The 25,761-nt window shown below is 46.0% G+C and carries 26 protein-coding genes; 6 read left to right on the top strand and 20 right to left on the bottom strand.

From position 1 onward, the window contains the following. Positions 1–34: 34 nt before the first annotated feature. From atpA to MTF70_RS22115, 19 genes are all read right to left on the bottom strand, one after another. A complete protein-coding gene (atpA, locus tag MTF70_RS22025) occupies positions 35–1,576 on the bottom strand; it encodes a F0F1 ATP synthase subunit alpha (protein ID WP_005378931.1) in 1,542 nt (513 codons plus the stop codon). 13 nt (positions 1,577–1,589) lie between these two features. Beyond that, complete coding sequence (gene atpH / locus MTF70_RS22030) at positions 1,590–2,123, bottom strand: F0F1 ATP synthase subunit delta (RefSeq protein ID WP_017635596.1); 534 nt, start codon at positions 2,121–2,123, stop codon at positions 1,590–1,592. Positions 2,124–2,137: 14 nt separating this feature from the next. Beyond that, positions 2,138–2,608 carry a F0F1 ATP synthase subunit B gene (atpF, locus tag MTF70_RS22035; protein ID WP_005378929.1) on the bottom strand — a complete coding sequence of 157 codons (471 nt, stop codon included), beginning with the start codon at positions 2,606–2,608 and terminating at the stop codon, positions 2,138–2,140. Positions 2,609–2,682: 74 nt separating this feature from the next. Beyond that, positions 2,683–2,937 (bottom strand): F0F1 ATP synthase subunit C, encoded by a 255-nt coding sequence (atpE, locus tag MTF70_RS22040; protein ID WP_002540812.1) that lies wholly within the window; start codon positions 2,935–2,937, stop codon positions 2,683–2,685. A gap of 57 nt (positions 2,938–2,994) precedes the next feature. Beyond that, positions 2,995–3,807, bottom strand: coding sequence for a F0F1 ATP synthase subunit A (gene atpB, locus MTF70_RS22045; protein ID WP_005378922.1), 813 nt, complete (start codon positions 3,805–3,807; stop codon positions 2,995–2,997). 8 nt (positions 3,808–3,815) lie between these two features. After that, complete coding sequence (locus tag MTF70_RS22050; protein ID WP_005378921.1) at positions 3,816–4,205, bottom strand: F0F1 ATP synthase subunit I; 390 nt, start codon at positions 4,203–4,205, stop codon at positions 3,816–3,818. A 189-nt stretch (positions 4,206–4,394) separates the two neighbouring features. Continuing rightward, complete coding sequence (locus tag MTF70_RS22055; protein WP_005383840.1) at positions 4,395–5,276, bottom strand: ParB/RepB/Spo0J family partition protein; 882 nt, start codon at positions 5,274–5,276, stop codon at positions 4,395–4,397. Between the two features lie 24 nt (positions 5,277–5,300). Further along, positions 5,301–6,074, bottom strand: coding sequence for a ParA family protein (locus MTF70_RS22060; RefSeq protein ID WP_005383838.1), 774 nt, complete (start codon positions 6,072–6,074; stop codon positions 5,301–5,303). A 10-nt stretch (positions 6,075–6,084) separates the two neighbouring features. Further along, positions 6,085–6,720, bottom strand: coding sequence for a 16S rRNA (guanine(527)-N(7))-methyltransferase RsmG (rsmG, locus tag MTF70_RS22065; RefSeq protein ID WP_005378902.1), 636 nt, complete (start codon positions 6,718–6,720; stop codon positions 6,085–6,087). Next, on the bottom strand, positions 6,720–8,615 hold the full coding sequence (mnmG, locus tag MTF70_RS22070) for a tRNA uridine-5-carboxymethylaminomethyl(34) synthesis enzyme MnmG (protein WP_005378901.1): 1,896 nt from the start codon (positions 8,613–8,615) through the stop codon (positions 6,720–6,722). The genes rsmG and mnmG overlap by 1 nt, the downstream gene beginning before the upstream one ends. Before the next feature lie 477 nt (positions 8,616–9,092). Further along, the gene (gene mioC, locus MTF70_RS22075) at positions 9,093–9,527 is read right to left on the bottom strand and encodes an FMN-binding protein MioC (RefSeq protein WP_005378900.1); all 435 of its coding nucleotides are present in this window, start codon (positions 9,525–9,527) and stop codon (positions 9,093–9,095) included. Positions 9,528–9,627: 100 nt separating this feature from the next. Continuing rightward, entirely contained in the window at positions 9,628–10,989 is a 1,362-nt protein-coding gene (gene mnmE, locus MTF70_RS22080) for a tRNA uridine-5-carboxymethylaminomethyl(34) synthesis GTPase MnmE (protein WP_005383836.1), read from the bottom strand. A 130-nt stretch (positions 10,990–11,119) separates the two neighbouring features. Next, positions 11,120–12,742 carry a membrane protein insertase YidC gene (yidC, locus tag MTF70_RS22085; protein WP_005383834.1) on the bottom strand — a complete coding sequence of 541 codons (1,623 nt, stop codon included), beginning with the start codon at positions 12,740–12,742 and terminating at the stop codon, positions 11,120–11,122. A gap of 2 nt (positions 12,743–12,744) precedes the next feature. Further along, positions 12,745–13,002: a membrane protein insertion efficiency factor YidD gene (gene yidD, locus MTF70_RS22090; RefSeq protein ID WP_005378822.1), complete on the bottom strand. Its 258-nt coding sequence runs from the start codon at positions 13,000–13,002 to the stop codon at positions 12,745–12,747. Then, positions 12,969–13,292: a ribonuclease P protein component gene (gene rnpA / locus MTF70_RS22095; RefSeq protein WP_005394102.1), complete on the bottom strand. Its 324-nt coding sequence runs from the start codon at positions 13,290–13,292 to the stop codon at positions 12,969–12,971. Before rnpA ends, yidD begins: the two co-directional genes overlap by 34 nt. Positions 13,293–13,338: 46 nt before the next feature. Beyond that, positions 13,339–13,473 (bottom strand): 50S ribosomal protein L34, encoded by a 135-nt coding sequence (gene rpmH, locus MTF70_RS22100; protein WP_005378825.1) that lies wholly within the window; start codon positions 13,471–13,473, stop codon positions 13,339–13,341. A 242-nt stretch (positions 13,474–13,715) separates the two neighbouring features. After that, entirely contained in the window at positions 13,716–14,453 is a 738-nt protein-coding gene (locus tag MTF70_RS22105) for an amino acid ABC transporter ATP-binding protein (protein WP_005378827.1), read from the bottom strand. Then, the gene (locus MTF70_RS22110; RefSeq protein ID WP_005378829.1) at positions 14,450–15,121 is read right to left on the bottom strand and encodes an amino acid ABC transporter permease; all 672 of its coding nucleotides are present in this window, start codon (positions 15,119–15,121) and stop codon (positions 14,450–14,452) included. The genes MTF70_RS22105 and MTF70_RS22110 overlap by 4 nt, the downstream gene beginning before the upstream one ends. A 114-nt stretch (positions 15,122–15,235) precedes the next feature. Next, positions 15,236–15,982 carry an amino acid ABC transporter substrate-binding protein gene (locus MTF70_RS22115; protein ID WP_005378831.1) on the bottom strand — a complete coding sequence of 249 codons (747 nt, stop codon included), beginning with the start codon at positions 15,980–15,982 and terminating at the stop codon, positions 15,236–15,238. Positions 15,983–16,394: 412 nt separating this feature from the next. Between MTF70_RS22115 and dnaA the strand changes: the two genes are divergently transcribed. The 6 genes from dnaA to MTF70_RS22145 all read left to right on the top strand — a co-directional run bounded on the left by dnaA (position 16,395) and on the right by MTF70_RS22145 (position 24,216). Beyond that, positions 16,395–17,801 (top strand): chromosomal replication initiator protein DnaA, encoded by a 1,407-nt coding sequence (dnaA, locus tag MTF70_RS22120; protein ID WP_005378835.1) that lies wholly within the window; start codon positions 16,395–16,397, stop codon positions 17,799–17,801. Positions 17,802–17,864: 63 nt separating this feature from the next. Then, complete coding sequence (dnaN, locus tag MTF70_RS22125; RefSeq protein WP_005394106.1) at positions 17,865–18,965, top strand: DNA polymerase III subunit beta; 1,101 nt, start codon at positions 17,865–17,867, stop codon at positions 18,963–18,965. 9 nt (positions 18,966–18,974) lie between these two features. Beyond that, complete coding sequence (gene recF / locus MTF70_RS22130; RefSeq protein ID WP_005378839.1) at positions 18,975–20,054, top strand: DNA replication/repair protein RecF; 1,080 nt, start codon at positions 18,975–18,977, stop codon at positions 20,052–20,054. 13 nt (positions 20,055–20,067) lie between these two features. Continuing rightward, positions 20,068–22,485: a DNA topoisomerase (ATP-hydrolyzing) subunit B gene (gene gyrB / locus MTF70_RS22135; RefSeq protein WP_042523897.1), complete on the top strand. Its 2,418-nt coding sequence runs from the start codon at positions 20,068–20,070 to the stop codon at positions 22,483–22,485. A 343-nt stretch (positions 22,486–22,828) separates the two neighbouring features. Then, entirely contained in the window at positions 22,829–23,245 is a 417-nt protein-coding gene (locus tag MTF70_RS22140) for a GreA/GreB family elongation factor (protein WP_017821918.1), read from the top strand. Positions 23,246–23,778: 533 nt separating this feature from the next. Further along, positions 23,779–24,216 (top strand): Hsp20 family protein, encoded by a 438-nt coding sequence (locus tag MTF70_RS22145; RefSeq protein ID WP_005378857.1) that lies wholly within the window; start codon positions 23,779–23,781, stop codon positions 24,214–24,216. Between the two features lie 126 nt (positions 24,217–24,342). Here the strand turns inward: MTF70_RS22145 and MTF70_RS22150 are convergent, their stop codons facing one another. After that, complete coding sequence (locus MTF70_RS22150) at positions 24,343–25,596, bottom strand: valine--pyruvate transaminase (RefSeq protein ID WP_042523899.1); 1,254 nt, start codon at positions 25,594–25,596, stop codon at positions 24,343–24,345. Between the last annotated feature and the right edge of the window lie 165 nt (positions 25,597–25,761).

A 25,761-nucleotide genomic window follows, 5' to 3' on the forward strand; every position in this document is an offset into this window, starting at 1 on the left:
CGTTAGTTGGTGGCAGAAACTGCCACCGACCTAATTACCAAGTTTGGGTTGCTTTGAAGTCGTCAGTCAGTTTCTTCAACTGAGCTTCGATTTCATCGTTGTAAGCGCCAGACTTGTCGATCTCAGCTGCTAGTTCAGCGTATTGACCGCGAGCGTACGATAGTAGAGCCGCCTCGAAATCTAGAACTTTGTTAAGTTCTACATCATCAAGGTAACCGCGCTCTGCCGCGAAGATAGTTAGAGCTTGGTCAAATACAGACATTGGAGCGTACTGCTTCTGCTTCATTAGTTCTGTAACTTTTTGACCATGGTCTAGCTGTTTCTTCGTTGCGTCATCAAGGTCAGAAGAGAACTGAGCAAATGCCGCCAGTTCACGGTATGCAGCTAGTGCTGTACGGATACCACCTGATAGTTTCTTGATGATTTTCGTCTGAGCTGAACCACCTACACGAGATACTGAGATACCAGGGTCAACAGCAGGACGAACACCAGCGTTGAATAGCTCAGTTTGTAGGAAGATCTGACCATCGGTAATCGAGATTACGTTAGTCGGTACGAATGCTGAAACGTCACCTGCTTGAGTTTCGATGATAGGAAGAGCAGTCAAAGAACCAGTCTTACCTTTCACTTCACCGTTAGTGAAACGCTCTACGTACTCTTCGTTTACACGAGCTGCACGCTCTAGTAGACGCGAGTGTAAGTAGAATACGTCACCTGGGAATGCCTCACGGCCTGGTGGACGTTTAAGTAGTAGAGAGATCTGACGGTAAGCTACCGCTTGCTTAGATAGATCATCGTAAACAATCAGTGCGTCTTCACCGCGATCGCGGAAGTATTCACCCATCGCACAACCTGCGTAAGGCGCTAGGTATTGAAGCGCTGCAGATTCAGAAGCTGATGCAACTACAACGATAGTATTTTGTAGTGCGCCGTGCTCTTCTAGTTTGCGAACAACGTTAGCGATAGTCGATGCTTTCTGACCGATTGCTACGTAGATAGAGAAAATACCAGAGTCTTTCTGGTTGATGATCGCGTCGATCGCCAGTGCTGTTTTACCAATCTGACGGTCACCGATGATAAGCTCACGCTGACCACGACCGATTGGGATCATTGAGTCAACTGACTTATAACCAGTTTGCACAGGTTGGTCTACCGATTTACGGTCGATTACACCTGGTGCGATCACTTCTACAGGCGAAGTCATTTTCGCTTCGATTGGACCTTTACCATCGATAGGCTCACCCAGCGTGTTTACTACGCGGCCTAGTAGTTCTGGACCAACTGGCACTTCAAGAATGCGGCCAGTACCTGTAACTTTCATGCCTTCCTTAAGGTCAGCATATGGGCCCATTACAACCGCACCAACCGAGTCACGCTCAAGGTTAAGTGCCAGTGCATAACGGCCACCCGGTAATTCAATCATTTCACCTTGCATCACGTCCGCTAGGCCGTGGATGCGGATGATACCATCGCTTACCGATACGATAGTACCCTCGTTGCGAGCTTCACTAACAACTTCGAAAGATTCGATACGTTGTTTGATCAGATCGCTAATTTCCGTGGAATTAAGTTGCATGCTCCAATCCCCATTAAGACTGCAATGCATCGCTCAGGCGGTTCAAACGACCACGCGCTGAGTCATCGATGACTAGGTCTCCGGCTCGAATAATAACCCCACCAAGTAGGGTCTCATCTACACTGCAATTCAGCTTCACTTTGCGTTCAAGACGCTTTTCAAGTTTGCTGCCAATGTTTGCAAGTTGTTCATCAGAAAGCTCTGTTGCTGAAATTACTTCAACATCAATTTCTTTCTCATGTTCTTTTTTCAGAGTAAAAAACTCCGTGCAAACATCAGGAAGGGCCGCTAAACGACCATTCTCAGCCATTACCTTCAAAAGGTTTTGACCGTGCGCATCAACTTGTTCGCCGCAAACTGCAACAAAAATTTCTGCCATTTTGTCAGCAGAAACCGAACCCGTTAGTAGTTCGTTCATTTGTTCGTTTTTGGCCACTTCAGCAGCAAAAGATAACATTTGGCCCCATTGGTCCAACTGGTCTTTCTCTAAAGCAAAGTCGAAGGCTGCTTTAGCATAGGGGCGTGCGATAGTAGTCAAATCAGACATATGCGCCCCCAGACTTAAAGTTTTGCAGTAATGTTGTCGAGAATATCTTTTTGCGCATCTTTATCGATAGAACGCTCAAGGATTTTCTCAGCACCAGCTACAGCCAGAGTAGCAACTTGTTTGCGCAGCTCATCGCGTGCACGATTGCGTTCAGCTTCAAGTTCTGCTTCTGCTTGCGCTAGGATTTTCTGGCGTTCTGCCTGAGCTTCCTCGCGAGCTTCATCAAGAATTTGAGACTTACGCTTGTTCGCTTGTTCGATGATCTCAGTTGCTGTGCGCTTCGCTTCTTTCAATTGATCAGAAGCGTTGGCTTGTGCTAGATCCAAGTCTTTCGCAGCACGTTCTGCTGCTTGAAGACCATCAGCAATTTTCTTCTGACGCTCTTCGATCGCTTGCATCAATGGTGGCCATACATACTTCATGCAGAACCACACAAATAGTGCGAACGAGATTGCTTGACCTAGCAGAGTTGCGTTTATGTTCACAACAGCTACCCCTCTATTTGGACTTAGTGTTAATCAGTGACAAGCGATAATCGCCCGTCCCGAGTTAAAGGTGATTAACCTAGTTGACCAACGAATGGGTTTGCGAAAGTGAATAGTAGCGCGATTACGATACCGATCATTGGAACCGCATCAAGTAGACCCGCGATGATGAACATCTTAACTTGTAGCATAGGAGCCATTTCTGGTTGACGTGCAGCACCTTCTAGGAATTTACCACCTAGCAGTGCGAAACCAATCGCTGTACCAAGAGAAGCAAGACCGACGATAATACCTACGGCGATTGCAGAAAAGCTCAGTAAAGTTTCCATTACTATCTCCAATTTATAGTTGTTGGCTTAGTGCCCAAATAAAAAGCTTTAAAAAAATTAATGATCAGGATCTTCGTGTGCCATTGACAGGTAAACAATTGTCAACATCATGAATACGAAGGCTTGAATCGTAATAACCAAGATATGGAAGATTGCCCACGGTAGTGAACCCATCCATTGTAAGTACCATGGTAGCATTGCCGCACAAAGAATGAATACAACCTCACCCGCGAACATGTTACCGAATAGACGCATACCAAGTGATAGAGGTTTCGCTAATAGCGATACCACTTCAATTAGTAGGTTAAACGGAATCATCAGTGGGTGATTGAATGGATGTAGTGCAAGTTCTTTTGCGAATCCACCTAGACCTTTTACTTTGATGCTGTAGTAAATCATCAATGCAAAAACGCCTAGAGCCATAGCCATGGTGATATTCACATCAGCAGACGGTACAACCTTAAGGTAAGGAATACCTAGCCAATGCTCTGCTGGGTATGGTAAGAAGTCGATAGGAACTAAGTCCATCACGTTCATCAAAAATACCCAACAAAAGATAGTCAGTGCTAAAGGCGCGATCAGTGGGTTGCGTCCATGGAACGTGTCTTTGACGTTATCGGCGACAAATTCAACGATCATTTCTACAGCACACTGAAGCTTACCCGGTACACCCGCTGTTGTTCTCTTTGCTACTTTGTAAAAAATTCCGAGGAAGATTAAACCAGTAAACCAAGAAAAAAACAGGCTATCGATATGTACGTTCCAGAAACTTGTCTCCGACCCTACTAAACCCAACTTGTATAGCGATAGGTTAGAAAGGTGGTGGGCAATGTAACCGGACGATGTTAGCGCTTCACCTGGCGCAGCCATAACTCATCCTATTTTTTGTTGTTAATGAATAGCACTGGTGCACAGATATTAATACCTAGTACCAGCAAATAGGTTAGTTTGAGGGGAACAAGTTCCACCTGCATATACATGTAGGCAACATAGAACAGTGCAACCGTGATGAGAATTTTCAGTACTTCACCCGTATAGAAGGAAGCAGCGATGCGCTTGGCAGCGCGAGCTCCACTAAACATGAAAGCACACAGCGCGAATACTGCATTGGCAACAACAAAAATGCCTCCGCCAATCAGCGCTGAAAATCCCCAGTCAGGATTTATGGCTACCGCCATTCCTGCTGCCACAAAAATAACCGCGCCAGACTGGATCATTAACAATTGCCTTGCGAGCTCTCGTCCTGGTCTAGCTAACGCAGCTACCATGTATTCGTACCTCTAGTAATATCCACTTCGCACTTAACTCTCTGTGCTGGGAAATTGGCGAAAATTATACGTTCAGTTCAACGTAAAGCAATTCGATTGCATCAAAAACTTACAGTTTTGTTTACAAAACGACAACTTTCGCACAAAATTCGATTAATTAGATTAATTGACCTAAATCAATTATCTCATCTAGGCCTCAAGCTTGGCAATTAGTTGGTCCAATTTGTGAGGCTCATCAAGACTTATCGTCAATTTCGCTTTTCCGTTTGCAGAACGGGTAAGAGAAACTTTTGCATCAAGCAGCTGACTCAATTTATGCGACATTTGCTCGGCTTCGGTATCCTCTTGTTGCCCTTTTTGCTCATTTTGTGGGGCTAAGCACTTTTTTACTAACTGTTCGGTTTGGCGAACAGTCATTTGCTTCTTAGCCACTTGTTGAGCTACTTCGACTTGCTGTTCGCCTTCTAACGCTAACAGAGCTCGAGCATGACCCATTTCCAATTTTTTATCTGCAACCAGACCTTTTACATCAACTTCCAACTGATTCAGACGTAATAGGTTGCTCACCGTCGTTCTTGATTTACCAATCACATCGGCCACTTGCTGATGTGTCAGCGTGAATTCATCTTGTAGACGCTCAAGCGCTTGGGCTTCCTCAATCACATTCAAGTCTTCACGTTGAATGTTTTCAATCAACGCCATGGCGATGGCGGCACGATCTTCAACTTTTTTCACCAAACACGGCACGCGTTTTAAACCCGCCTGCCTTGCAGCACGCCAGCGGCGTTCACCTGCGATGATCTCAAACTGACCATTTTCGACCTGGCGAACCACGATTGGTTGAATAATGCCTTGTGATTGAATCGAAGCCGCTAGTTCTTCTAGCGCTTCAGGCGCCATATCTTTACGCGGTTGGTATACGCCCGGCTGCAATTGACCAATCGCTAAATCGGTTAACTCACCGTCTGCCGATAATTCTTGGCTATGCGATGCAATATGCTGTTTTTCACGAGCAAACGAACTGGTCGACAATAACGCATCCAGTCCTTTTCCGAGACCACGCTTAGACATGGGATTGAATTCCTTAGGTTAGAGTTAAACTGGGATTTCTTCGCGGCGGAGCATTTCGCCCGCTAGAGCAAGATACGCTTTGGCACCTGCGGAGTACTTATCGTAGTACATTGCAGGCTTACCGTGACTTGGTGCTTCAGCCAAACGAACATTACGCGGAATGACAGTACGGTAAACTTTATTCCCAAAGTGTTTCTTAAGTTGATCGGATACTTCATTCGATAAGCGGTTGCGTGGGTCGTACATGGTACGCAATAAACCTTCGATTTTGAGGTTTTCATTCACAACAGCCGCTAACTTGCTGATTGTATCCATAAGAGCAGTTAAACCTTCTAACGCAAAGTATTCACATTGCATCGGCACCAACACAGAGTCAGCTGCCGCCATCGCATTGATTGTAAGAAGGTTTAGAGAAGGAGGACAATCAATAAAGATGAAATCATAGTTATCGCGAACTGACGACAATGCATTTTTTAGACGCACTTCACGAGCGAAAACTTCCATCAATTTGATTTCTGCCGCGGTTACGTCTCCGTTCGCCGCGATCAAATCATACTTCCCTGTTGTTTGGGTACAAACGACTTGATCGAACGGTGTATCTTCGACCAAAAGATCGTATGCGGTGGCGTCGACCATATACTTATCCACGCCACTGGCCATCGTAGCATTGCCTTGCGGGTCGAGATCGATCACCAAAACCTTGCGCTTTGTTGCCGCCATCGAAGCCGCTAAGTTAATGCACGTTGTTGTTTTGCCGACCCCACCTTTCTGGTTGGCGATTGCTACAATTTTACCCACGATTACCTCGCTAATTTTCCTTGCGCGATAAGATTACTAGATGACGATCACCTTCCAACTCAGGAACAGCCAAAGATATGATCTCTGTCACACTGCACCATTCAGGAAGCTGATCCATTTCATCTTTAGGGTGCTGTCCTTTCAGCGCTAGAAACACCCCGTGCTCTTGTTTCGGCAAATGGTGGCACCATTCCACCATGTCTGTCATTGAAGCAAAAGCTCGACTCAAAACGCCATCAAATTTTTCTTCAGGTTGGAATTCTTCGACGCGACTTTGAATTGGTGTCACGTTTTTCAGCCCTAATGTGTGCACGACTTGCTTGATAAAACGAATGCGTTTGCCAAGACTGTCGAGCAAAAAGAAGGTTTTCTCAGGGTTCATTATTGCCAAAGGGATGCCCGGTAACCCCGGACCAGTACCAACATCAATGAAGCGCTCACCGGGCAGGTGTGCGCTTACAACGATACTATCAAGAATATGTTTCACTAACATATCAAGCGGATCACGTACCGATGTTAAATTGTACGCTTTGTTCCATTTGTCGAGCAGTTCGACATAACCAACTAACTGCTCTCGTTGCTGTTCTGACACTTCCAAATCGGTTTTCGCGATCAGTGAATCCAGCTTTGTTCGCAATGCGCTCATTATTCTTCCTCACCTTTCTTCAGCAAACCATGCTTTTTCAAGTGAACAAGTAGAATAGAAATTGCAGCAGGCGTAATACCAGAAATGCGTGATGCAATACCGATGCTCTCTGGTTTGGCCTCGCTCAGTTTAGCAACGACTTCGTTTGATAAACCTTTTACATCGCGGTAATCCAAATCAGCAGGTAACTTGGTATTTTCGTGACGCAGTGATTTTTCGATCTCTTCCTGCTGACGCTTGATGTAACCATCGTATTTCACTTGAATTTCAACTTGCTCAGCCGCTTGCTGATCTTCAAGTGCAGGAGCAAACGCTTCAAGTTGCGTCAGTTGCGAATAAGTGATCTCTGGACGACGCAGAAGATCCTCACCACTCGCTTCACGGGCCATTGGGGTTTTCAGCAGCTTGTTCAGCTCATCAACACCCTCTGACTTCGGATTCATCCACGTTGCTTTCAAACGCTGACGCTCCGTTTCCATATTGTTGATTTTCTCGTTAAAGCGAGCCCAACGAACATCATCAATCAAGCCTAGCTCGCGCGCTTTTTCCGTTAAACGTAAATCGGCGTTATCTTCACGAAGTAGCAGGCGGTATTCCGCACGAGAAGTGAACATTCGGTACGGCTCTTTGGTACCCATGGTCGATAAGTCATCAATCAACACGCCCATGTAAGCTTGGTCACGACGTGGGCTCCAGCCTTCTTTGTCTTGGCTAAACAAGCTTGCGTTTAGACCGGCCATCAAGCCTTGCGCTGCGGCTTCTTCGTAGCCAGTCGTACCATTAATCTGGCCAGCAAAGAACAAACCATGGATGAACTTCGTCTCGTACGTTTGCTTCAAATCACGTGGATCGAAGAAATCGTATTCAATCGCATAACCTGGGCGAACGATGTGTGCATTTTCAAACCCTTTCATTGAGCGCACGATTTGTACTTGCACATCAAATGGCAAGCTGGTCGAGATACCATTAGGGTATAACTCGTGCGTGGTTAGGCCTTCTGGCTCAATGAAGATTTGGTGGCTGTTTTTGTCAGCGAAACGCATCACTTTGTCTTCAATAGACGGACAGTAACGCGGACCAATACCTTCAATCACACCTGCGTACATTGGACTGCGATCCAAGTTACTACGGATCACATCGTGAGTTTGTTCATTGGTGTGGGTGATGAAACATGGAATCTGACGCGGATGCTGTTCACGTTTGCCCATGAACGAGAATACAGGCGTTGGGTTATCACCGTGCTGAGCTTCTAGCACTGAAAAATCAACAGTACGAGCATCAATGCGCGGTGGAGTACCTGTTTTTAAACGATCCACACGGAACGGCAGTTCACGCAGTCGATCCGCTAATGCGATCGATGGTGGATCCCCGGCACGACCACCAGACGAGCTTTCCATACCTATGTGGATCTTACCACCAAGGAAGGTACCCACGGTTAGCACAACGGCTTTCGCATGGAAGCGAAGTCCCATTTGAGTTACCACACCAACTGCGCGATCTTGTTCAACAATCAGATCATCAACTGATTGCTGGAACAACGTTAAGTTAGGCGCATTTTCTAATGCATTACGAACGTACGCTTTGTACAGAGCGCGATCGGCTTGAGCTCGAGTTGCTCGTACTGCAGGACCTTTGGAGGCATTTAGTGTACGAAACTGAATACCTGCATGGTCGATGGCTTCAGCCATCAAACCGCCCATAGCATCTACTTCTTTTACTAAGTGACCTTTACCAATACCACCGATCGCCGGATTACAAGACATCTGGCCTAATGTATCGATGTTATGGGTAAGGAGAAGCGTTTTTTGTCCTGTGCGTGCAGATGCGAGCGCGGCTTCCGTTCCTGCGTGTCCGCCACCGACAACAATGACGTCAAAGTTTTCGTGATAAAGCATGAACTGACCTCAGGTATTCAAAGGGATTTAATGGACAGATAAAGGAGTCGTATTTTACCTGCTTTATGCCAGAGAGAAAAACGTTTTCTCGTTTTATCCGTTTTAAGCTTCAAGATAAATATATATAAGATCTATATATATGATCTTTTATTAGATCTACTATTAGGATCGACCGTTTCTGTGGATAACCTAAAAATGATCAACAAGATCATGGATCTTCTTTGGATCATATCTTGTGATCATGATTGGATCAGATCGAGGATTACCTGGGATCAAAAGTGGTGGTTATACACAGGGGGTAAAATTGATCAAAGTTGTTATTGGGATAACTAAAGGAAAATCACTGGATCTTATTGTAGTTATCCACAGTCTGTTTGGTTGGTTTTTGAGCGGTTAAACAAAATAATTTGGTGGGAGTTATTCACATGGGAGAAAACAGAGCCGAATTTCGACTCTGTTGAAGGGAAAGTCGTGAGTTTAAAAACGTTCGATATTCTCTTTTAACCACATTTCTGCGGCGTCTTCTGGCACATCATGGCTCAGTACATCGATTTTAAAGCAATCTGCGAGAGGGGTTGCACCAATATCCTCTAATAAATCATAAGCGTGTTGACCAGCGGCACAGAACGTATCGTAGCTAGAGTCACCAATCGCAATCACCGCAAATTTTACATCAGTCATTTTTGGCGGTGTATTTTGTAATGCTGCGATAAAAGGTTGGATATTATCAGGATACTCACCAGCTCCATGTGTAGAGGTGATCACCAACCACGTACCTTGATTTTCGATATCACTGAGGGAAGGCTGGTTGTGGATCGTTGTTTCAAATCCATTCTCGTTGAGTAGATCACTCAGGTGATCCCCTACGTATTCTGCGCCACCTAACGTGCTGCCTGTAATAATGTGGATCATACTTCTTCCTTATTGAATGCGACGGCTAAAGCTCATGGATGGCTTGCCGTACAAAAAGAAACGCGGTGTGAGTTAAGCTCAGCACCGCGCGTTCGATTATTTACTTCCCGATACAGAATGAAGAGAAGATTCGTCCCAGTAAGTCGTCAGAACTGAACTCACCGGTAATCTCATTGAGATGTTGTTGGGTGATGCGTAGCTCTTCAGCCAATATTTCACCTGCCATATAGCCTTCAAGCTGCTCCTGGCCTATTTGAAGGTGCTGTGCGGCACGTTCTAATGCATCGAGATGACGACGACGAGCCATAAACCCACCTTCACTGTTGCCAGAGAAGCCCATACACTCCTTGAGATGATCGCGCAGAGCTTCAACCCCTGCACCAGTCTTCGCTGACAAACGGATAAGAGTAGGGTTATTGACGTGGCAGATCCCCATATCTTCACCCGTTTGATCCGCTTTATTACGGATCACAGTTATGCCAATGTTGTCTGGTAGGCGATCCACAAAATCTGGCCAGATATCTTTCGGATCGGTGGCATCGGTTGTCGTGCCATCCACCATGAACAACACGCGGTCTGCTTGGGCTATTTCATCCCACGCGCGTTCGATACCGATTTTCTCTACTTCATCGGAAGCATCACGCAAACCTGCTGTATCAATGATGTGTAGTGGCATGCCATCAATATGGATATGCTCACGCAGTACATCACGCGTGGTTCCTGCGATGTCGGTTACGATTGCAGATTCTTTACCCGATAGCGCGTTCAGTAGGCTTGATTTGCCCGCATTTGGACGACCCGCAATCACGACTTTCATCCCCTCACGCATAATAGCGCCTTGGTTAGCTTCTTTGCGCACCGCATCTAGGTTGTCGATGATGGCTTGTAGGTCACCAGCCACTTTACCGTCGGCCAAAAAGTCGATCTCTTCTTCAGGGAAGTCGATGGCTGCTTCAACATAGATACGCAAATGAATCAGCGACTCAACTAAGGTATTAATGCGGCCTGAAAATGCGCCCTGTAAGGATTGCAGTGCCGATTTTGCTGCTTCTTCAGAACTGGCATCAATGAGGTCTGCGATCGCCTCGGCTTGAGCGAGGTCGAGTTTATCGTTCAGAAATGCGCGTTCAGAGAACTCACCAGGGCGAGCAGCTCGAATACCATCTATACCTAGAATGCGTTTTATCAGCATATCCATCACGACAGGGCCGCCATGGCCTTGCAGCTCAAGTACGTCTTCACCTGTAAATGAGTGTGGGTTAGGGAAGTACAGTGCGATGCCCTGATCAAGCACAGTGCCATCTTCTGACTTAAACGGCAGGTACTCTGCGTAGCGGGGCTTTAGTGTTTTGCCAGTGACTTCTAACGCCACTTGGTTGGCTTTAGGGCCAGAAACACGAATAATACCGACACCGCCACGACCAGGCGCGGTCGCTTGAGCGACAATCGTATCTGTAGTCATAATTTTGCCTTTTGAGCTGGGCTATAGGGAAGATACCTAGGGAGCCATTACAATTAATTAGCTGAATTGTAATCAGCCAAAAACAAAAAGGCGACCTTTTGGCCGCCTTTCTCAATCATTTCCTAAAAGGTTACTTGCTGTGTAAGCCTTTTTTCTCTAATCCTTTGTAGATCAGAGTTTGCTGGATAAGCGTTACGATGTTTGACACCAACCAGTACAGAACGAGACCTGATGGGAAGAACAAGAAGAAGAAGGTAAACATAACCGGCATAAAGGTCATGATCTTCTGCTGCATTGGATCCGTTACCGTTGTCGGGCTCATCTTCTGGATTAGGAACATTGACGCACCCATCAGTAGAGGCAGGATGTAGTAAGGGTCCTGCGCTGAAAGGTCATGAATCCAACCGAAGAATGGAGAGTGACGTAGCTCAACCGATTCCATTAGTGCCCAGTAAAGCGCGATGAAGATAGGCATCTGTAGGATAAGAGGTAAACAACCACCTAGTGGGTTCACTTTCTCTTTCTTGTACAGTTCCATCATTTCTTGGCTCATGCGCTGACGGTCATCACCGATACGCTCACGCATTGCTTGCAGCTTAGGCTGAAGCATACGCATTTTCGCCATAGACGTGTATTGCGCTTTTGTTAGTGGGTACATTGCACCACGAACGATGAAGGTCAGGCAGATGATTGCCACACCCCAGTTACCAACAAAGCTCTGGATGAATGAAAGCAACATATGAAGAGGCTTCGCAATGAACCATAACCAGCCGTAGTCCACTACTAGGTCTAGGTTAGGTGCCACTTCTGCCATTTCATCTTGCAGTTTTGGACCAACCCAAAGTGTTGCTTCAAACTTAGCCTGATCGCCTGTTGCGATAGTTTTGTTCGGCATACGAACGCCGATGTCGCCTAGGTTGCCAATTACACGAGTGTATAGGTTAGTACCTGGTTCGTTACGTGGGATCCAAGCTGCGGCAAAGTAGTGCTGAATCATTGCTGCCCAACCTTGGCCATCGGCTAGGTTAAGAGACAGGTTGCGATCCTGCATATCATCAAAGCTGTACTTCTTGTAACGCGTATCTTCTGTTGAGTATGCGCCACCACGGTAAGTAGGCATTGTGATGCTACCACCATCGTCCATTAGGTTTTGACGTAGGTGAGCGTACATACCAAATGTTGCGTTGTTGCCTGAGTTGTTCACTACATCGTATTCAACATTAAGCGCGTAGCTGCCGCGTTTAAAGATGTAAGTTTTGGTGTATTCGATACCGTTTGCAGTGAATGTCATCGGAACGCGAAGTTCATCTTGACCGTCAGCCATTGTGAAGCTGTCTGCACTTACGTTGTAGTGAGGGCGATTTGTGCTGCTCAAGTCGATACCTTGAGGACCCACTAGACCGCTTTGAGCGATAAATTGGTGACCTTGAGCGTCTTTAAGCAGAACAAAGGAATCTGATGAATCTAACTCAGCAGAGTATTCGTTAAGGTTGGCATGTACCACATCGCCACCAACGGTGTCGATCGACAGAGTTAAAACATCAGTCGTTACTGTGATAGTTTTTGCAGAAGCTTGCTGTTGACCAGGAACTGGGTCAAGTTCATCAGCAAAAGATGGTGCAGGTAGAGTGCTGCTTGATTGAGCCTGTTCAACTGCTTGAGGTTCTGGATTCTTTGCAACTTGCCATTGTTGAAACAGCAAAAAAGAAACCAGGGCCAAACCGATGAGCAGGATATTACGTTGAGAATCCATCGTTAGTTATCTCTGTCTTGTTTTTGGACTGGTGGAACGGGGTCATACCCCCCTTCATTCAAAGGGTGGCATTTTAATAGACGTTTGCCTGATAACCAACATCCTTTTACAAAACCGTGAGCTCTCAAAGCTTCTAGCGCGTAAGTGGAACAGGTTGGTGTGAACCGGCAACGAGGACCAATCAAAGGGCTGATAAACCAGCGATACAGATAAACGAGCCCAATGGCTATCCACGTGAAGGGCGAGACAGGCGTTGCCATAGCTTATCAAACAACTTAAAAATTTCCTCATTGCTTAAATCTTGCGCGCTTTTCTTTGCAATCACAACAAAATCTTTGTTTGGAAGCTGATGTTGATTGTTACGAAAGCTTTCACGAGCCAAACGCTTAAATCGGTTACGACCGACAGCCGTTTTGATTTGCTTTTTGGGAACCGCTAAACCTAATCGTGGGTGAGAAAGTTTGTTATTGCGAGCAATGATGGTGAAATGAGGCGAGCCAGCTCGATGAGCTTGCTGGAAGACGTTTTGATAATGCTCGGGAGTTAACAAACGTAACTCCCGATTAAACGCGTACGTGTTCAAAATAAACTAGCGATTATTTTGATAGGCGCGCACGGCCTTTTGCACGACGTGCGTTGATAACTTTACGACCGTTCTTAGTTGCCATGCGAGCACGGAAGCCGTGAGTACGCTTGCGCTTTAGAACTGTAGGTTGAAAAGTGCGTTTCATGATAATTACCTTTACTGATCAGTAGTTTTAGGTTCTTGTTAAACCCGGCGTGGGTATTTGCTTTCTTATATAAAGAAGCTCTTTATATAGAGAAGGACAACCGACGCCTCTCAACAAAGAGGCGGAATTGTAATCACACTCACATAATGTGTCAATGACTCAATGAGTACGAAATTCCGGCCGGGCGATTATACGTAGTGTGAGTAAAATCTCAAGGATCAATCGATCCTGATGCTTGATCGTTACTCTATTCCTACTTGGTTAAGGAATTTTTTCAAACGAGGATCTTGTGGATTATCGAAGATATCCTGTGGAGAACCTTGCTCAACGATATTGCCTTCCGCCATGAAGATCACTCTATCAGCGACTTCTTTCGCGAATTGCATCTCGTGCGTCACCACCAGCATGGTTTGATGCTGATTAGCTAACTTCTTCATTAATGAGAGAACTTCACCGACCCATTCAGGATCCAGCGCAGAAGTTGGTTCGTCAAACAACAGCAGTTCTGGTTGCAGCGCCATCGCTCGGCCGATACCCACGCGTTGTTGTTGGCCGCCAGATAATGCCGCTGGATAACTATCGCCTTTATCCCCAAGGCCGATGTCATCCAGAATTTGTTGCGCTCGTTTGAGAGCATCGGCTTTTTTCCAACCTCGAACGGTCACTAGACCTTCGGCAATGTTCTGGCGCGCATTCATGTGGGCAAACAGGGCATAGTTTTGGAACACAAAGCCAGTTCGACGACGCAGCGCTAATACTTCGGCTTTAGTGTGTTTTTGAGTATCAACGGAGATGTCATCTATCGTGATACGACCTTCATCTGCTTGTTCTAGAAAGTTCACCGTACGCAGCAAGGTTGATTTACCCGTACCACTTGAGCCGATAATCACGATGATCTCACCTTGCTTAATATCGAGGTCGATGCCTTTCAGCACTTCAGTCTCACCAAAACGTTTGTGAATATTTTCTAACTTAATCATCGTACGTACGCCTTATTCAGTTTTGCTTCTGCCCAGATTTGTACGCGAGTCAGAATCACCACCACGCCCCAGTAAATAAGAGCAACCGCAAGGAAAGCTTCAAAGAAACGGAAACTTGATGAGGCTTCCATCTGTGCTTTCGCCATGATTTCGGCCACACCAAGCGTGAAAGCGAGAGACGTTGACTTGATCATATCGATGAAATAGTTCATCAATGAAGGCAGTGCGACACGCGTTGCTTGAGGTAAAATCACTCGGCGCATTGCTTGGGATGTCGTCATACCGACCGATAAGCTCGCTTCCATTTGGCTGCGATCAATGCCAATAATGGCGGCACGAATACTTTCCGCCATATAAGCGGCAAAGTGCAGCGTTAAACCGATAACCGCTGCTGAAAAGGCGTCGATACCGACCATCAATGGAAAAATTTGCGGTAAGCCGTAATAAAGCAGGAAAAGCTGAACCAACAGTGGGGTGCCACGGAAGAAGCTGATGTACAGTTGGCTTAATTGATCCAGAACTGGCAGTTTAAATACGCGAATATTGGCTAAAATGACGGATAAAATCAGCGAAAACACCAATCCCCATGTCGCCATTTCCATGGTTGTGCCAAGATATTTCAGCAATATCGGCAGCAGTTCCAACATGTAATTAAAGTCAAATCCCATACGGCTTACCTAAAGGCTAGAGAAAAGAAAAGGTGGAAAACAAGTTCCACCTTTACGTAAGTTTATTTTAGTCCGAGAGTGATACCACTTTGCGGCCTAAAGTACAAAGAGTTCTTATTTCGTGATGTCAGCGCCAAACCACTTCACGGAAATTTTCTCTACTGTACCATCTGCGCGCATCTCAGCCAGTGCTTTGTTTACTTCTTCTTGCAGCTTACGACCTTTCTCGTTGTCCACGAAAGGCCATGCGTTTTGAATGGTCTCAAACGGTTCGCCTGCCAATTCCAAAGGAAGACCAGTTTTCTTAATCAGTTCTAAAGCAGAAAGACGATCCATTACAAATGCATCTGCACGACCGAGCGCCACGTCATGTTCGATACCTGTGTCGTACGTTTTAATATTGATCTTGCCGTCTTTGTCGTATTGACGCAGCAGTTGCTCAAAGTTAGAGCCTAGGTTCACCGCAACGGTTTTGCCCGCAAGATCGTCAACACCTTTGATGCTGTCGTTGCCTTTACGCACGGTAATTTGTGCGCCATCTACAACGTAAGGGTCAGCAAATAGGTATTTAGCTTTACGCTCATCAGTCATGGTGATTTGGTTGGAGATCGTATCGATACGACCAGTTTCTAAAAGACCAAATAAACCAGAGAAGTTGGCTGTTACGTATTCGATTTTGTAATCGTTACGTTTACCGATTTCATCCCACATGTCGACTTCAAAGCCTTGTAGCTTGTCTTGCTTTACAAAAGTAAACGGGAAGTAGCGACCTGACATACCAACTTTGACTTCAGTAGCGGCTTGTACGGTTGCTGCCGACAGTGCAATGGCTGCAACGGCAACCTTAATCCAGTTTTTCATAATACATCTCCATAATTTTATGGTTGGAAATACTACTGTTAGTTAGCTCAATTAAATAAATAACCAAGAGCAATAACCTAGACCTGTGAGTTATTAGATAATAGAAGAAGAATGTTAAATGTGACGAAAATGCGAACTGAACCTAGCGAAATGATCGACAAAATCAGCATTGGGAATAAAATAATACACAGACTTATCACCAATCGCTCGATCTTGTGAATTTTGCCCAATTGTGGATCGTTGTGTGGGCAAATTTGGGGCAAGGTGTGTTGATCTCATCAAGTTTGCAGAAATAATTGTGAATAACTTGGATCTTATTCACTGGATCGTCGATCAATCGCTGGCGATCTTGGTTATCAACAGGTAAAATTGCCAGTCTTTTCCGATAATTCAATTACTCAGTGGGGGCACCGTGTCATCTTCGCTTTGGCTGCAATGTTTGCAGCAGCTTCAAGAAGAGCTACCAGCTACAGAATTCAGCATGTGGGTTCGTCCGCTACAAGCGGAGCTCAATGACAATACTCTCACTCTATTCGCGCCAAACCGCTTTGTGTTGGACTGGGTGCGTGATAAGTATCTGAACAATATTACTCGCTTACTGCAGGAATACTGCGGTGGCGATATTCCTAACTTACGTTTTGAAGTGGGGAGCCGACCTGTCTCTGCACCAAAACCAGCGCCGACACGTACGCCTGCAGATGTGGCTGCGGAGTCATCTGCACCTGCGCAATTACAGGCGCGTAAGCCAGTACACAAAACCTGGGATGACGACGCTCAAGCGATTGCGGCTATCAATCACCGCTCAAACATGAACCCAAAACACAAATTCGACAACTTTGTTGAAGGTAAGTCGAACCAACTGGGTTTGGCTGCGGCGCGTCAGGTATCGGATAACCCAGGTGCAGCTTACAACCCACTATTCCTATACGGCGGCACGGGTTTGGGTAAAACCCACTTATTGCATGCGGTGGGTAACGCGATTGTGGATAACAACCCGAACGCAAAAGTGGTCTACATGCACTCAGAACGTTTTGTGCAAGACATGGTGAAAGCGCTGCAAAACAATGCGATTGAAGAATTCAAACGCTACTACCGCAGCGTGGATGCGCTCCTTATCGATGACATCCAATTCTTTGCTAATAAAGAACGTTCACAAGAAGAATTCTTCCATACCTTCAACGCACTATTGGAAGGTAATCAGCAGATCATTCTAACGTCTGACCGTTATCCTAAAGAAATTAATGGCGTTGAAGATCGTCTTAAATCTCGCTTTGGTTGGGGTCTTACTGTTGCGATCGAGCCACCTGAGCTTGAAACGCGTGTGGCGATCTTGATGAAAAAAGCCGAAGATCACCAAATCCACCTTGCTGATGAAGTGGCATTCTTCATTGCCAAGCGTCTGCGTTCGAACGTTCGTGAGCTCGAAGGTGCACTGAACCGTGTTATCGCGAACGCGAACTTTACTGGTCGTCCAATTACGATTGATTTTGTTCGTGAAGCGCTGCGCGATCTGCTTGCTCTACAAGAGAAGCTGGTGACGATCGATAACATTCAAAAGACCGTGGCGGAATACTACAAGATTAAAGTGGCGGACTTGCTGTCTAAGCGTCGTTCTCGTTCTGTAGCGCGTCCTCGTCAGCTGGCCATGGCGTTAGCAAAAGAACTAACCAACCATAGCTTGCCTGAAATTGGCGATGCGTTTGGGGGCCGCGATCATACGACCGTACTTCATGCGTGTCGCAAGATTGAGCAGCTGCGTGAAGAGAGCCACGACATTAAAGAAGATTACTCTAACTTGATTCGCACCCTGTCTTCGTAATCGGTTAGAATAACGGTATTCTAAGCAAATCATTTATTGAGCTGACAGCGTAAAGAGCCAAGCATGAAATTTACCATTGAACGTAGTCATTTAATCAAACCGCTACAGCAGGTTTCGGGCGCTTTAGGTGGCCGACCAACTCTGCCAATCCTGGGTAACCTACTTCTTAAAGTAGAAGAGAACGTATTGTCGATGACGGCAACCGATCTTGAAGTAGAGTTAGTAAGCAAAGTGACGCTAGAAGGTGATTTTGAAGCGGGCAGCATTACCGTTCCTTCGCGTAAGTTTCTCGATATCTGTCGTGGTTTACCGGACGATGCGATCATCACATTTGTATTAGAAGGTGATCGCGTACAAGTTCGCTCTGGTCGCAGCCGTTTCTCGTTGGCAACGCTTCCTGCAAACGATTTCCCTAATATTGAAGACTGGCAAAGTGAAGTGGAAGTATCACTGAGCCAAGCTGATTTACGTACGCTGATCGACAAAACTCAGTTCTCGATGGCGAATCAAGACGTTCGTTACTACCTCAACGGCATGTTGTTTGAAATTGACGGCACCACGCTACGCAGCGTAGCGACGGACGGCCACCGTATGGCGGTATCGCAAACTCAGCTAGGTGCGGACTTTGCGCAGAAGCAAATCATCGTGCCACGCAAAGGTGTGCAAGAATTAGTAAAGTTGATGGATGCGCCAGAGCAGCCCGTAGTACTTCAGATCGGTAGCTCCAATGTTCGTGCTGAGGTGAATAACTTTACTTTTACCTCTAAGTTGGTTGATGGTCGTTTCCCTGACTACCGCCGTGTATTGCCTCAGAGCACCAATAAGACACTAATAGCAAGTTGTGACGAGTTGCGCCAAGCCTTCTCTCGTGCTGCTATTCTTTCCAACGAAAAATTCCGTGGCGTGCGTGTGAATCTGGCTGATACTGAAATGCGCATAACCGCGAATAACCCAGAACAAGAAGAAGCGGAAGAGATGCTTGATGTAACCTTTGAAGGTGACGCCATCGAAATCGGCTTTAACGTAAGCTATGTGCTTGATGTTCTGAACACGTTGCGTTGTGAAAATGTACGTGTGTCGATGTCGGATGCTAACGCTAGCGCGTTGATTGAAAATGCCGACGATGACAGTGCCATGTACGTGGTGATGCCAATTCGTCTATAAGCCAACTGAATGCCTCTTTCTCGTCTCATCATTCAGCAGTTTCGAAACATTAAAGCCTGTGATATTGAGTTATCAGCAGGCTTTAACTTTCTTATCGGGCCGAACGGCAGCGGTAAAACCAGTGTCTTAGAAGCGGTTTATCTGCTCGGGCATGGCCGCTCATTCAAGAGCTCTCTCACCGGACGAGTGATACAAAATGAGTGTGACGAACTGTTTGTTCATGGTCGTTTTTTGAACTCGGATCAATTTGAGCTACCTATCGGCATTAATAAGCAGCGTGATGGCTCAACAGAGGTTAAAATAGGCGGTCAATCTGGACAAAAATTAGCGCAGTTGGCACAAGTTCTGCCTCTGCAGTTGATACACCCAGAAGGGTTTGATTTACTGACAGATGGCCCTAAACATCGTCGTGCGTTTATTGATTGGGGCGTGTTTCATACCGAGCCCGCTTTTTATCAAGCATGGGGAAGGTTCAAGCGCCTGAACAAGCAGCGCAACGCGTTGTTGAAAACCGCCAATAGTTATCGTGAGCTCAGTTATTGGGATCAGGAAATGGCAGGATTGGCTGAAAACATCAGCCAATGGCGAGCAAGTTACATCGAGCAGATGAAAACTGTCGCAGAAACTATCTGTCAGACATTTTTGCCAGAATTTGAGATCCAATTGAAGTATTATCGTGGCTGGGATAAAGACACTCCATACCACGAGATACTAGAAAAGAATTTTGAGCGTGATCAGGCATTGGGATACACCTTTAGTGGCCCAAACAAAGCTGATTTGCGCATTAAAGTGAACGGAACGCCCGTTGAAGATGTTCTGTCACGCGGTCAATTAAAACTCATGGTGTGTGCATTGCGTGTAGCGCAAGGGCAACACCTGACAGAGATGGCCGGTAAACAATGCATTTACCTAATTGATGACTTCGCGTCGGAATTAGATAGCCAACGTCGCAAGCGTCTTGCTGACTGCTTAAAAGAGACGGGCGCACAAGTATTTGTAAGCTCTATCACTGAAAGCCAAATCGCCGATATGTTGGACGATAACGGTAAATTGTTTCATGTGGAACATGGCAGGATAGAGTCAAACTAGAAGAGAGAAACTCATGTCTGAAAATTACGATTCATCGAGTATTAAGGTACTGAAGGGTCTGGATGCGGTACGTAAGCGTCCAGGAATGTACATCGGCGATACGGACGACGGCACCGGCCTTCACCACATGGTTTTCGAGGTGGTGGATAACTCAATTGATGAAGCGTTGGCAGGTCACTGTAAAGACATCGTTGTGACAATTCATGAGGATAACTCGGTTTCCGTTAGCGATGATGGTCGTGGCATTCCAACAGAAATCCACTCAGAGGAAAATGTCTCTGCAGCAGAAGTAATCATGACGGTTCTTCACGCGGGTGGTAAGTTCGACGATAACTCATACAAAGTATCGGGTGGTCTTCACGGGGTAGGTGTTTCAGTAGTAAACGCACTATCAGAGAAAGTTGAGCTAACGATTCATCGTGGTGGCCATATCCATACGCAAACCTACCGCCATGGTGAGCCTCAAGCGCCACTAGCTGTTGTGGGTGATACGGATAAAACCGGTACACAAATTCGTTTCTGGCCAAGTGCCGAAACGTTCTCTAACACTGAGTTCCACTATGACATTCTGGCGAAACGCCTGCGTGAACTGTCATTCCTGAACTCTGGTGTGTCGATCAAATTGGTTGATGAACGTGAAGCGGACAAACATGATCACTTCATGTATGAAGGTGGTATTCAAGCGTTCGTTGATCACCTAAACACCAACAAAACGCCAATCATCGAAAAAATCTTCCACTTTAACTCTGAGCGTGAAGACGGCATTTCAGTTGAAGTGGCGATGCAATGGAACGATGGTTTCCAAGAGAACATCTTCTGCTTTACCAACAATATCCCACAGCGTGATGGTGGTACTCACCTTGCTGGTTTCCGTGCTGCGCTAACACGTACATTGAACAGCTTTATGGATAAAGAAGGTTTCTCGAAGAAAGCGAAAACAGCGACTTCAGGCGACGATGCGCGTGAAGGTCTAACTGCGGTTGTTTCGGTGAAAGTGCCTGATCCTAAGTTCTCAAGCCAAACAAAAGACAAACTGGTTTCTTCTGAAGTGAAATCAGCTGTTGAGTCTGCAATGGGTGAAAAACTGTCTGAGTTTCTGATTGAGAACCCGACAGAAGCGAAGATGGTTTGTTCGAAAATCATCGATGCAGCACGTGCTCGTGAAGCAGCGCGTAAAGCTCGTGAAATGACGCGCCGTAAAGGTGCACTAGACCTAGCTGGCCTTCCAGGTAAACTTGCAGACTGTCAGGAAAAAGATCCGGCACTCTCTGAACTATACATAGTGGAGGGTGATTCGGCAGGCGGCTCCGCAAAACAAGGCCGTAACCGTAAGAACCAAGCAATCCTACCGCTAAAAGGTAAGATTCTTAACGTAGAAAAAGCGCGTTTCGACAAGATGCTGTCTTCGCAAGAAGTAGCAACGCTGATCACTGCACTTGGTTGTGGTATCGGTCGTGACGAGTACAACCCGGACAAGCTTCGTTACCACAACATCATCATCATGACCGATGCCGATGTCGATGGTTCGCACATCCGTACGCTACTGTTGACCTTCTTCTACCGTCAAATGCCAGAGCTTATCGAGCGTGGCTATGTGTACATCGCTCAGCCACCACTATACAAAGTGAAAAAAGGCAAACAAGAGCAGTACATCAAAGATGAAGAAGCGATGAACCAATACCAAGTATCATTGGCTCTGGACAACGCATCGCTACACGTAAACGCAGAAGCACCAGCATTGGCAGGTGAAGCACTAGAGAAGCTTGTTCAACAGTACAATGCGGGTATTAAACTGGCGGAACGTATGAGCCGTCGTTACCCAAGTGCTTTGGTAAACGAGTTGATTTACACTCCTCGCCTAACGCCAGAGCAATGCCATGACGCATCAGTTGTGGAAGCTTGGACGAAGCAGCTTATTGAACAGCTGAATGCGAAAGAAGTGGGTGCAAGCCAGTACAGCTACGAAGTTGAGCAGCACGAAGAGCTAGGCTTAAACTTGCCTAAGATTGTGGTTCGTACTCACGGCGTGACGCACGAACATGCAATTAGCATCGACTTCCTAAACTCGAAAGAGTACCGCAAGTTGGCCGATCTATCAGAAGCACTTGATGGACTTCTGGAAGAAGGCGCGTACATCAAACGTGGTGAGCGTACTATGCCAGTGGCAAACTTTGCAGAAGCGCTTGACTGGTTAGTGAAAGAGTCAATGCGTGGCTTAAGCCGTCAGCGCTACAAAGGTCTAGGTGAGATGAACCCAGACCAACTTTGGGAAACCACCATGGACCCAGAAACTCGTCGTATGATGCAGGTAACGATTGAAGATGCGGTAGGCGCAGATCAACTGTTCACTACGCTAATGGGTGACCAAGTAGAACCTCGTCGTAACTTCATCGAAGAGAACGCACTGAAAGTAGCGAACCTAGACGTATAACGACACTGTTCGTGATAGTAAAAAGCAGCGAGAAATCGCTGCTTTTTTTGTTGTACCACCAGCTAAAATCGCCACTTTCTGCTAAAGCGGATGTTTTTCTGGTACTAACTGCCAACAACCCGATCAAGCCTGCCATTTTATTTCTGTTTTCTTTTTTTCTCGCCATTTTGTTCGCTTGAGCGTTTTTGCTTTCTTTTTTCTGCTCGCTATAGTGCTGAAGAGCTGATGAATAAGGAGACTAAGAAAATGGTGATGACTTTCCTGAACTAAGCCGGAAGTGATGCACTTCCGGTTCAATGCACTGAATTTATTTGTAAGACAAGGCATTAAGAAGGAAATAATCATGTTTGAACGCTGGTTCTCAGCGTACTGCTTGGCGCTGCGAACTTGGTGGTTAACCAGTCGCTTTTTAACCTATCAATCACCACTAAGGTTGTTATCGCTATTTGAAACCTGCGAGCAACAAGCCCATTGCCGTAACCGAACTCGTATTGCGGTTGGGGACACGGTTCGCTTAGTGGATGTTGAACGCGCCTATCAATATCGCATGACATTGGTCAGCTCGCGCAAGGGGCAACCCATGACAGGTATGCTCGCGGTCGATTCTTATTTGGGGTCTCGACTATTAGGTCGAGCTAAAAATGATGCGCTCGAAGTGGAAATTTTTAATCAGCGACGCTGCTTTGTGATTACTGAAATTGTTCATCAATCGCAACCACCAGCTCAGAAAATGCTGTGTGGTTGTCTGTTGTGCCAATAAATAGAGGTGAAGTCATGAGTAAGAAAGAAAAGAAACAACCGCAGTTGAGTCTAAAAGAAAAGCGCAAACTAAAGCAGGAAAAGGCGGCAGAAAAGGGCGTTGTAAAAGCGCGTAAATCCTCCCGCAAGTAAAGTGTAGATTGAGCCCTCCAGAACGGCGGGCTTTTTATCACTGATCGCGAAGTGATGAGGAACTAAGCTGTTCAAGGGGATAGTGGATGCTTTAAAAATTTTTTGTTTTTTCCCTTGAAAGTCATTTTTGACGACCTTATATCTAGTTATGAAGAGGGTGACTGGCTTGCTAGAGACTAGAAGACCAGCCCTCTGAAATCGCTAAAACGAGATCGCTCAGAAGAGGATATGGCGTTTTAGCACACAACTTAAACCTTTAGATTCAATATCATGTCTCCGAGCCAAACCAAGGCCAGTGGAATGATAAGAATCTCTTAGTTCGGCGTTGGTTTTTGCATAAACACGCCAGTAGGATTGAACTCATCTGAACTAAGACTATTGCTTAATTAAGAGGATAGATTTATGCGTAATGTAGATTTCTCACCACTATACCGTAATGCAATTGGCTTTGATCGTCTGCTAAACCTGATGGAAGCGAATACAGCGAAAAATACTTCTGGCGGTTACCCTCCATACAACATTGAGCAAAAAGACGAGCACAACTACCGTATTACTATGGCCGTTGCTGGCTTTGCTGAAGAACAGCTCGATCTGACTCAAAACGAAAACATGTTGATTGTGAAGGGCGAACGTAAAGCAGAAGAAGGCAAAAACTACGTTTACCAAGGTATTGCAGAACGTGATTTTGAACGTAAATTCCAGCTAGCGGATTACGTAAAAGTCGTGGGTGCATCAATGGAAAACGGTCTGCTTCATATCGATTTAGTTCGTGAAATCCCTGAAGCCATGCAACCACGTAAGATTGCTATCGGTGGCAACAACCTGATTGAGAACAACTAATCAGTTAACCACCCGGTTATAGAATGAGAAAGAGCGCCATATGGGCGCTCTTTTTAGTTTGGGGTTTTCAAATCCGCTATTTTAAAGCTGTAATTTCAAAGAGAAGAACGGCTGAGTTCAATCCGTCTATTTACCTTCGCGGTAAGCCTTTTCCACTTCTTCAGCGATAATCGCAATGCCTTTTTGCATCATCTCATCATCTTGAACGTAGTTCATACGCAGGCATTGGTGCGCGTGATCCCACTCGTCTTGCTGACCAATAAAGAAATATTCACCAGGGACAATCAATACGCCACGCGCTTTCAAGCGTTGGTACAGTTCCATTGTTGTGATTGGCAGTTCATCAAACCATAACCACAAGAAGATAGCGCCTTCCGGCTTGTGGATGCGGAATCGCTCATCGGTAACTGCTTGTTGGAGCAGTTCAACCGCTCGTTGTGATTTTTGCTTGTAGAACGGCTTAATCACCTCTGAACTCAGTTTAAGCAGATCACCTTTGCCAATTATATGGTTTGCCAGCGCTGGACCAACACTGCCCGGCGCTAGGCTGATGATGCCGTTCATATTGGTTAATGCTTGCGTGATTTCTTCACTCGCAATCACAATGCCACAACGCACGCCCGGTAAACCAAGCTTAGATAGGCTCATGCATAGGATGGTGTTTTCATTCCAGAACGGTTCGACATCTTCAAAGATGATGTTCGGGAAAGGTAGACCGTAGGCGTTATCGATGATCAGCGGGATGTTGTTCTCACGTGCTAGCTTGTCCAGCTTACGTACTTCTTCGTCTGTCAGTACATTACCCGTTGGGTTGGTTGGACGAGATGCACAGATTGCCGCAACAGAGTCGTCGACGGTTAGCTGCTCAAAATCGACGTGGTATTTAAACAGACCGTTATCTAACAGCTCGATTTCTGGGTGGTAAGAGATAAAGATATCTTCATCAATGCCAGCATCACCATAACCGATGTATTCAGGTGCGATAGGCAGTAGCACTTTCTTGTGCGAACCGTCTGGCTGTTTACCTGCCAACAAGTTGAACAAGTAGAAGAAGCCACTCTGGCTACCGTTAGTTAGGCTGATGTTCTTTTCGGAAATATCCCAGCCGTAAGTTTCACGGAATAACTGAGCTAGCGCTTTGACGAACGCGTCTTTACCCTGCGGGCCATCGTAGTTGGCGAGGGCGGCGACGAGCTCCCCACTGGCGAGCATTTCCTCACTGGCTTGGTGAAAGTAATCGAGCATGGCAGGAATGGCGGCAGGATTACCTCCACCGAGCATGATGGCACCTGGTGTGCGCAGACCATCATTCAAATCGTCCATTAACTGCGTAATACCTGAATACTGATTAAATTTTTCACCAAACTTTGAGAACTGCATGCTGACTTATACCTAATTCATTGTGATTGCTTTGTGTATGTTTATGCCGATGTTTTATCGGCTTATCGAGTAATCCTTGACCTTACCTCAATGTGTAATTAACGCAAAGTGTGAATTAAGCCGAAAAAGAAAAAAGTGCGTCATCAGACCAGAGGAACGAGACAA

Source organism: Vibrio sp. 2CM40D, assembly GCF_023161825.1.
Taxonomy (GTDB): domain Bacteria; phylum Pseudomonadota; class Gammaproteobacteria; order Enterobacterales; family Vibrionaceae; genus Vibrio; species Vibrio alginolyticus.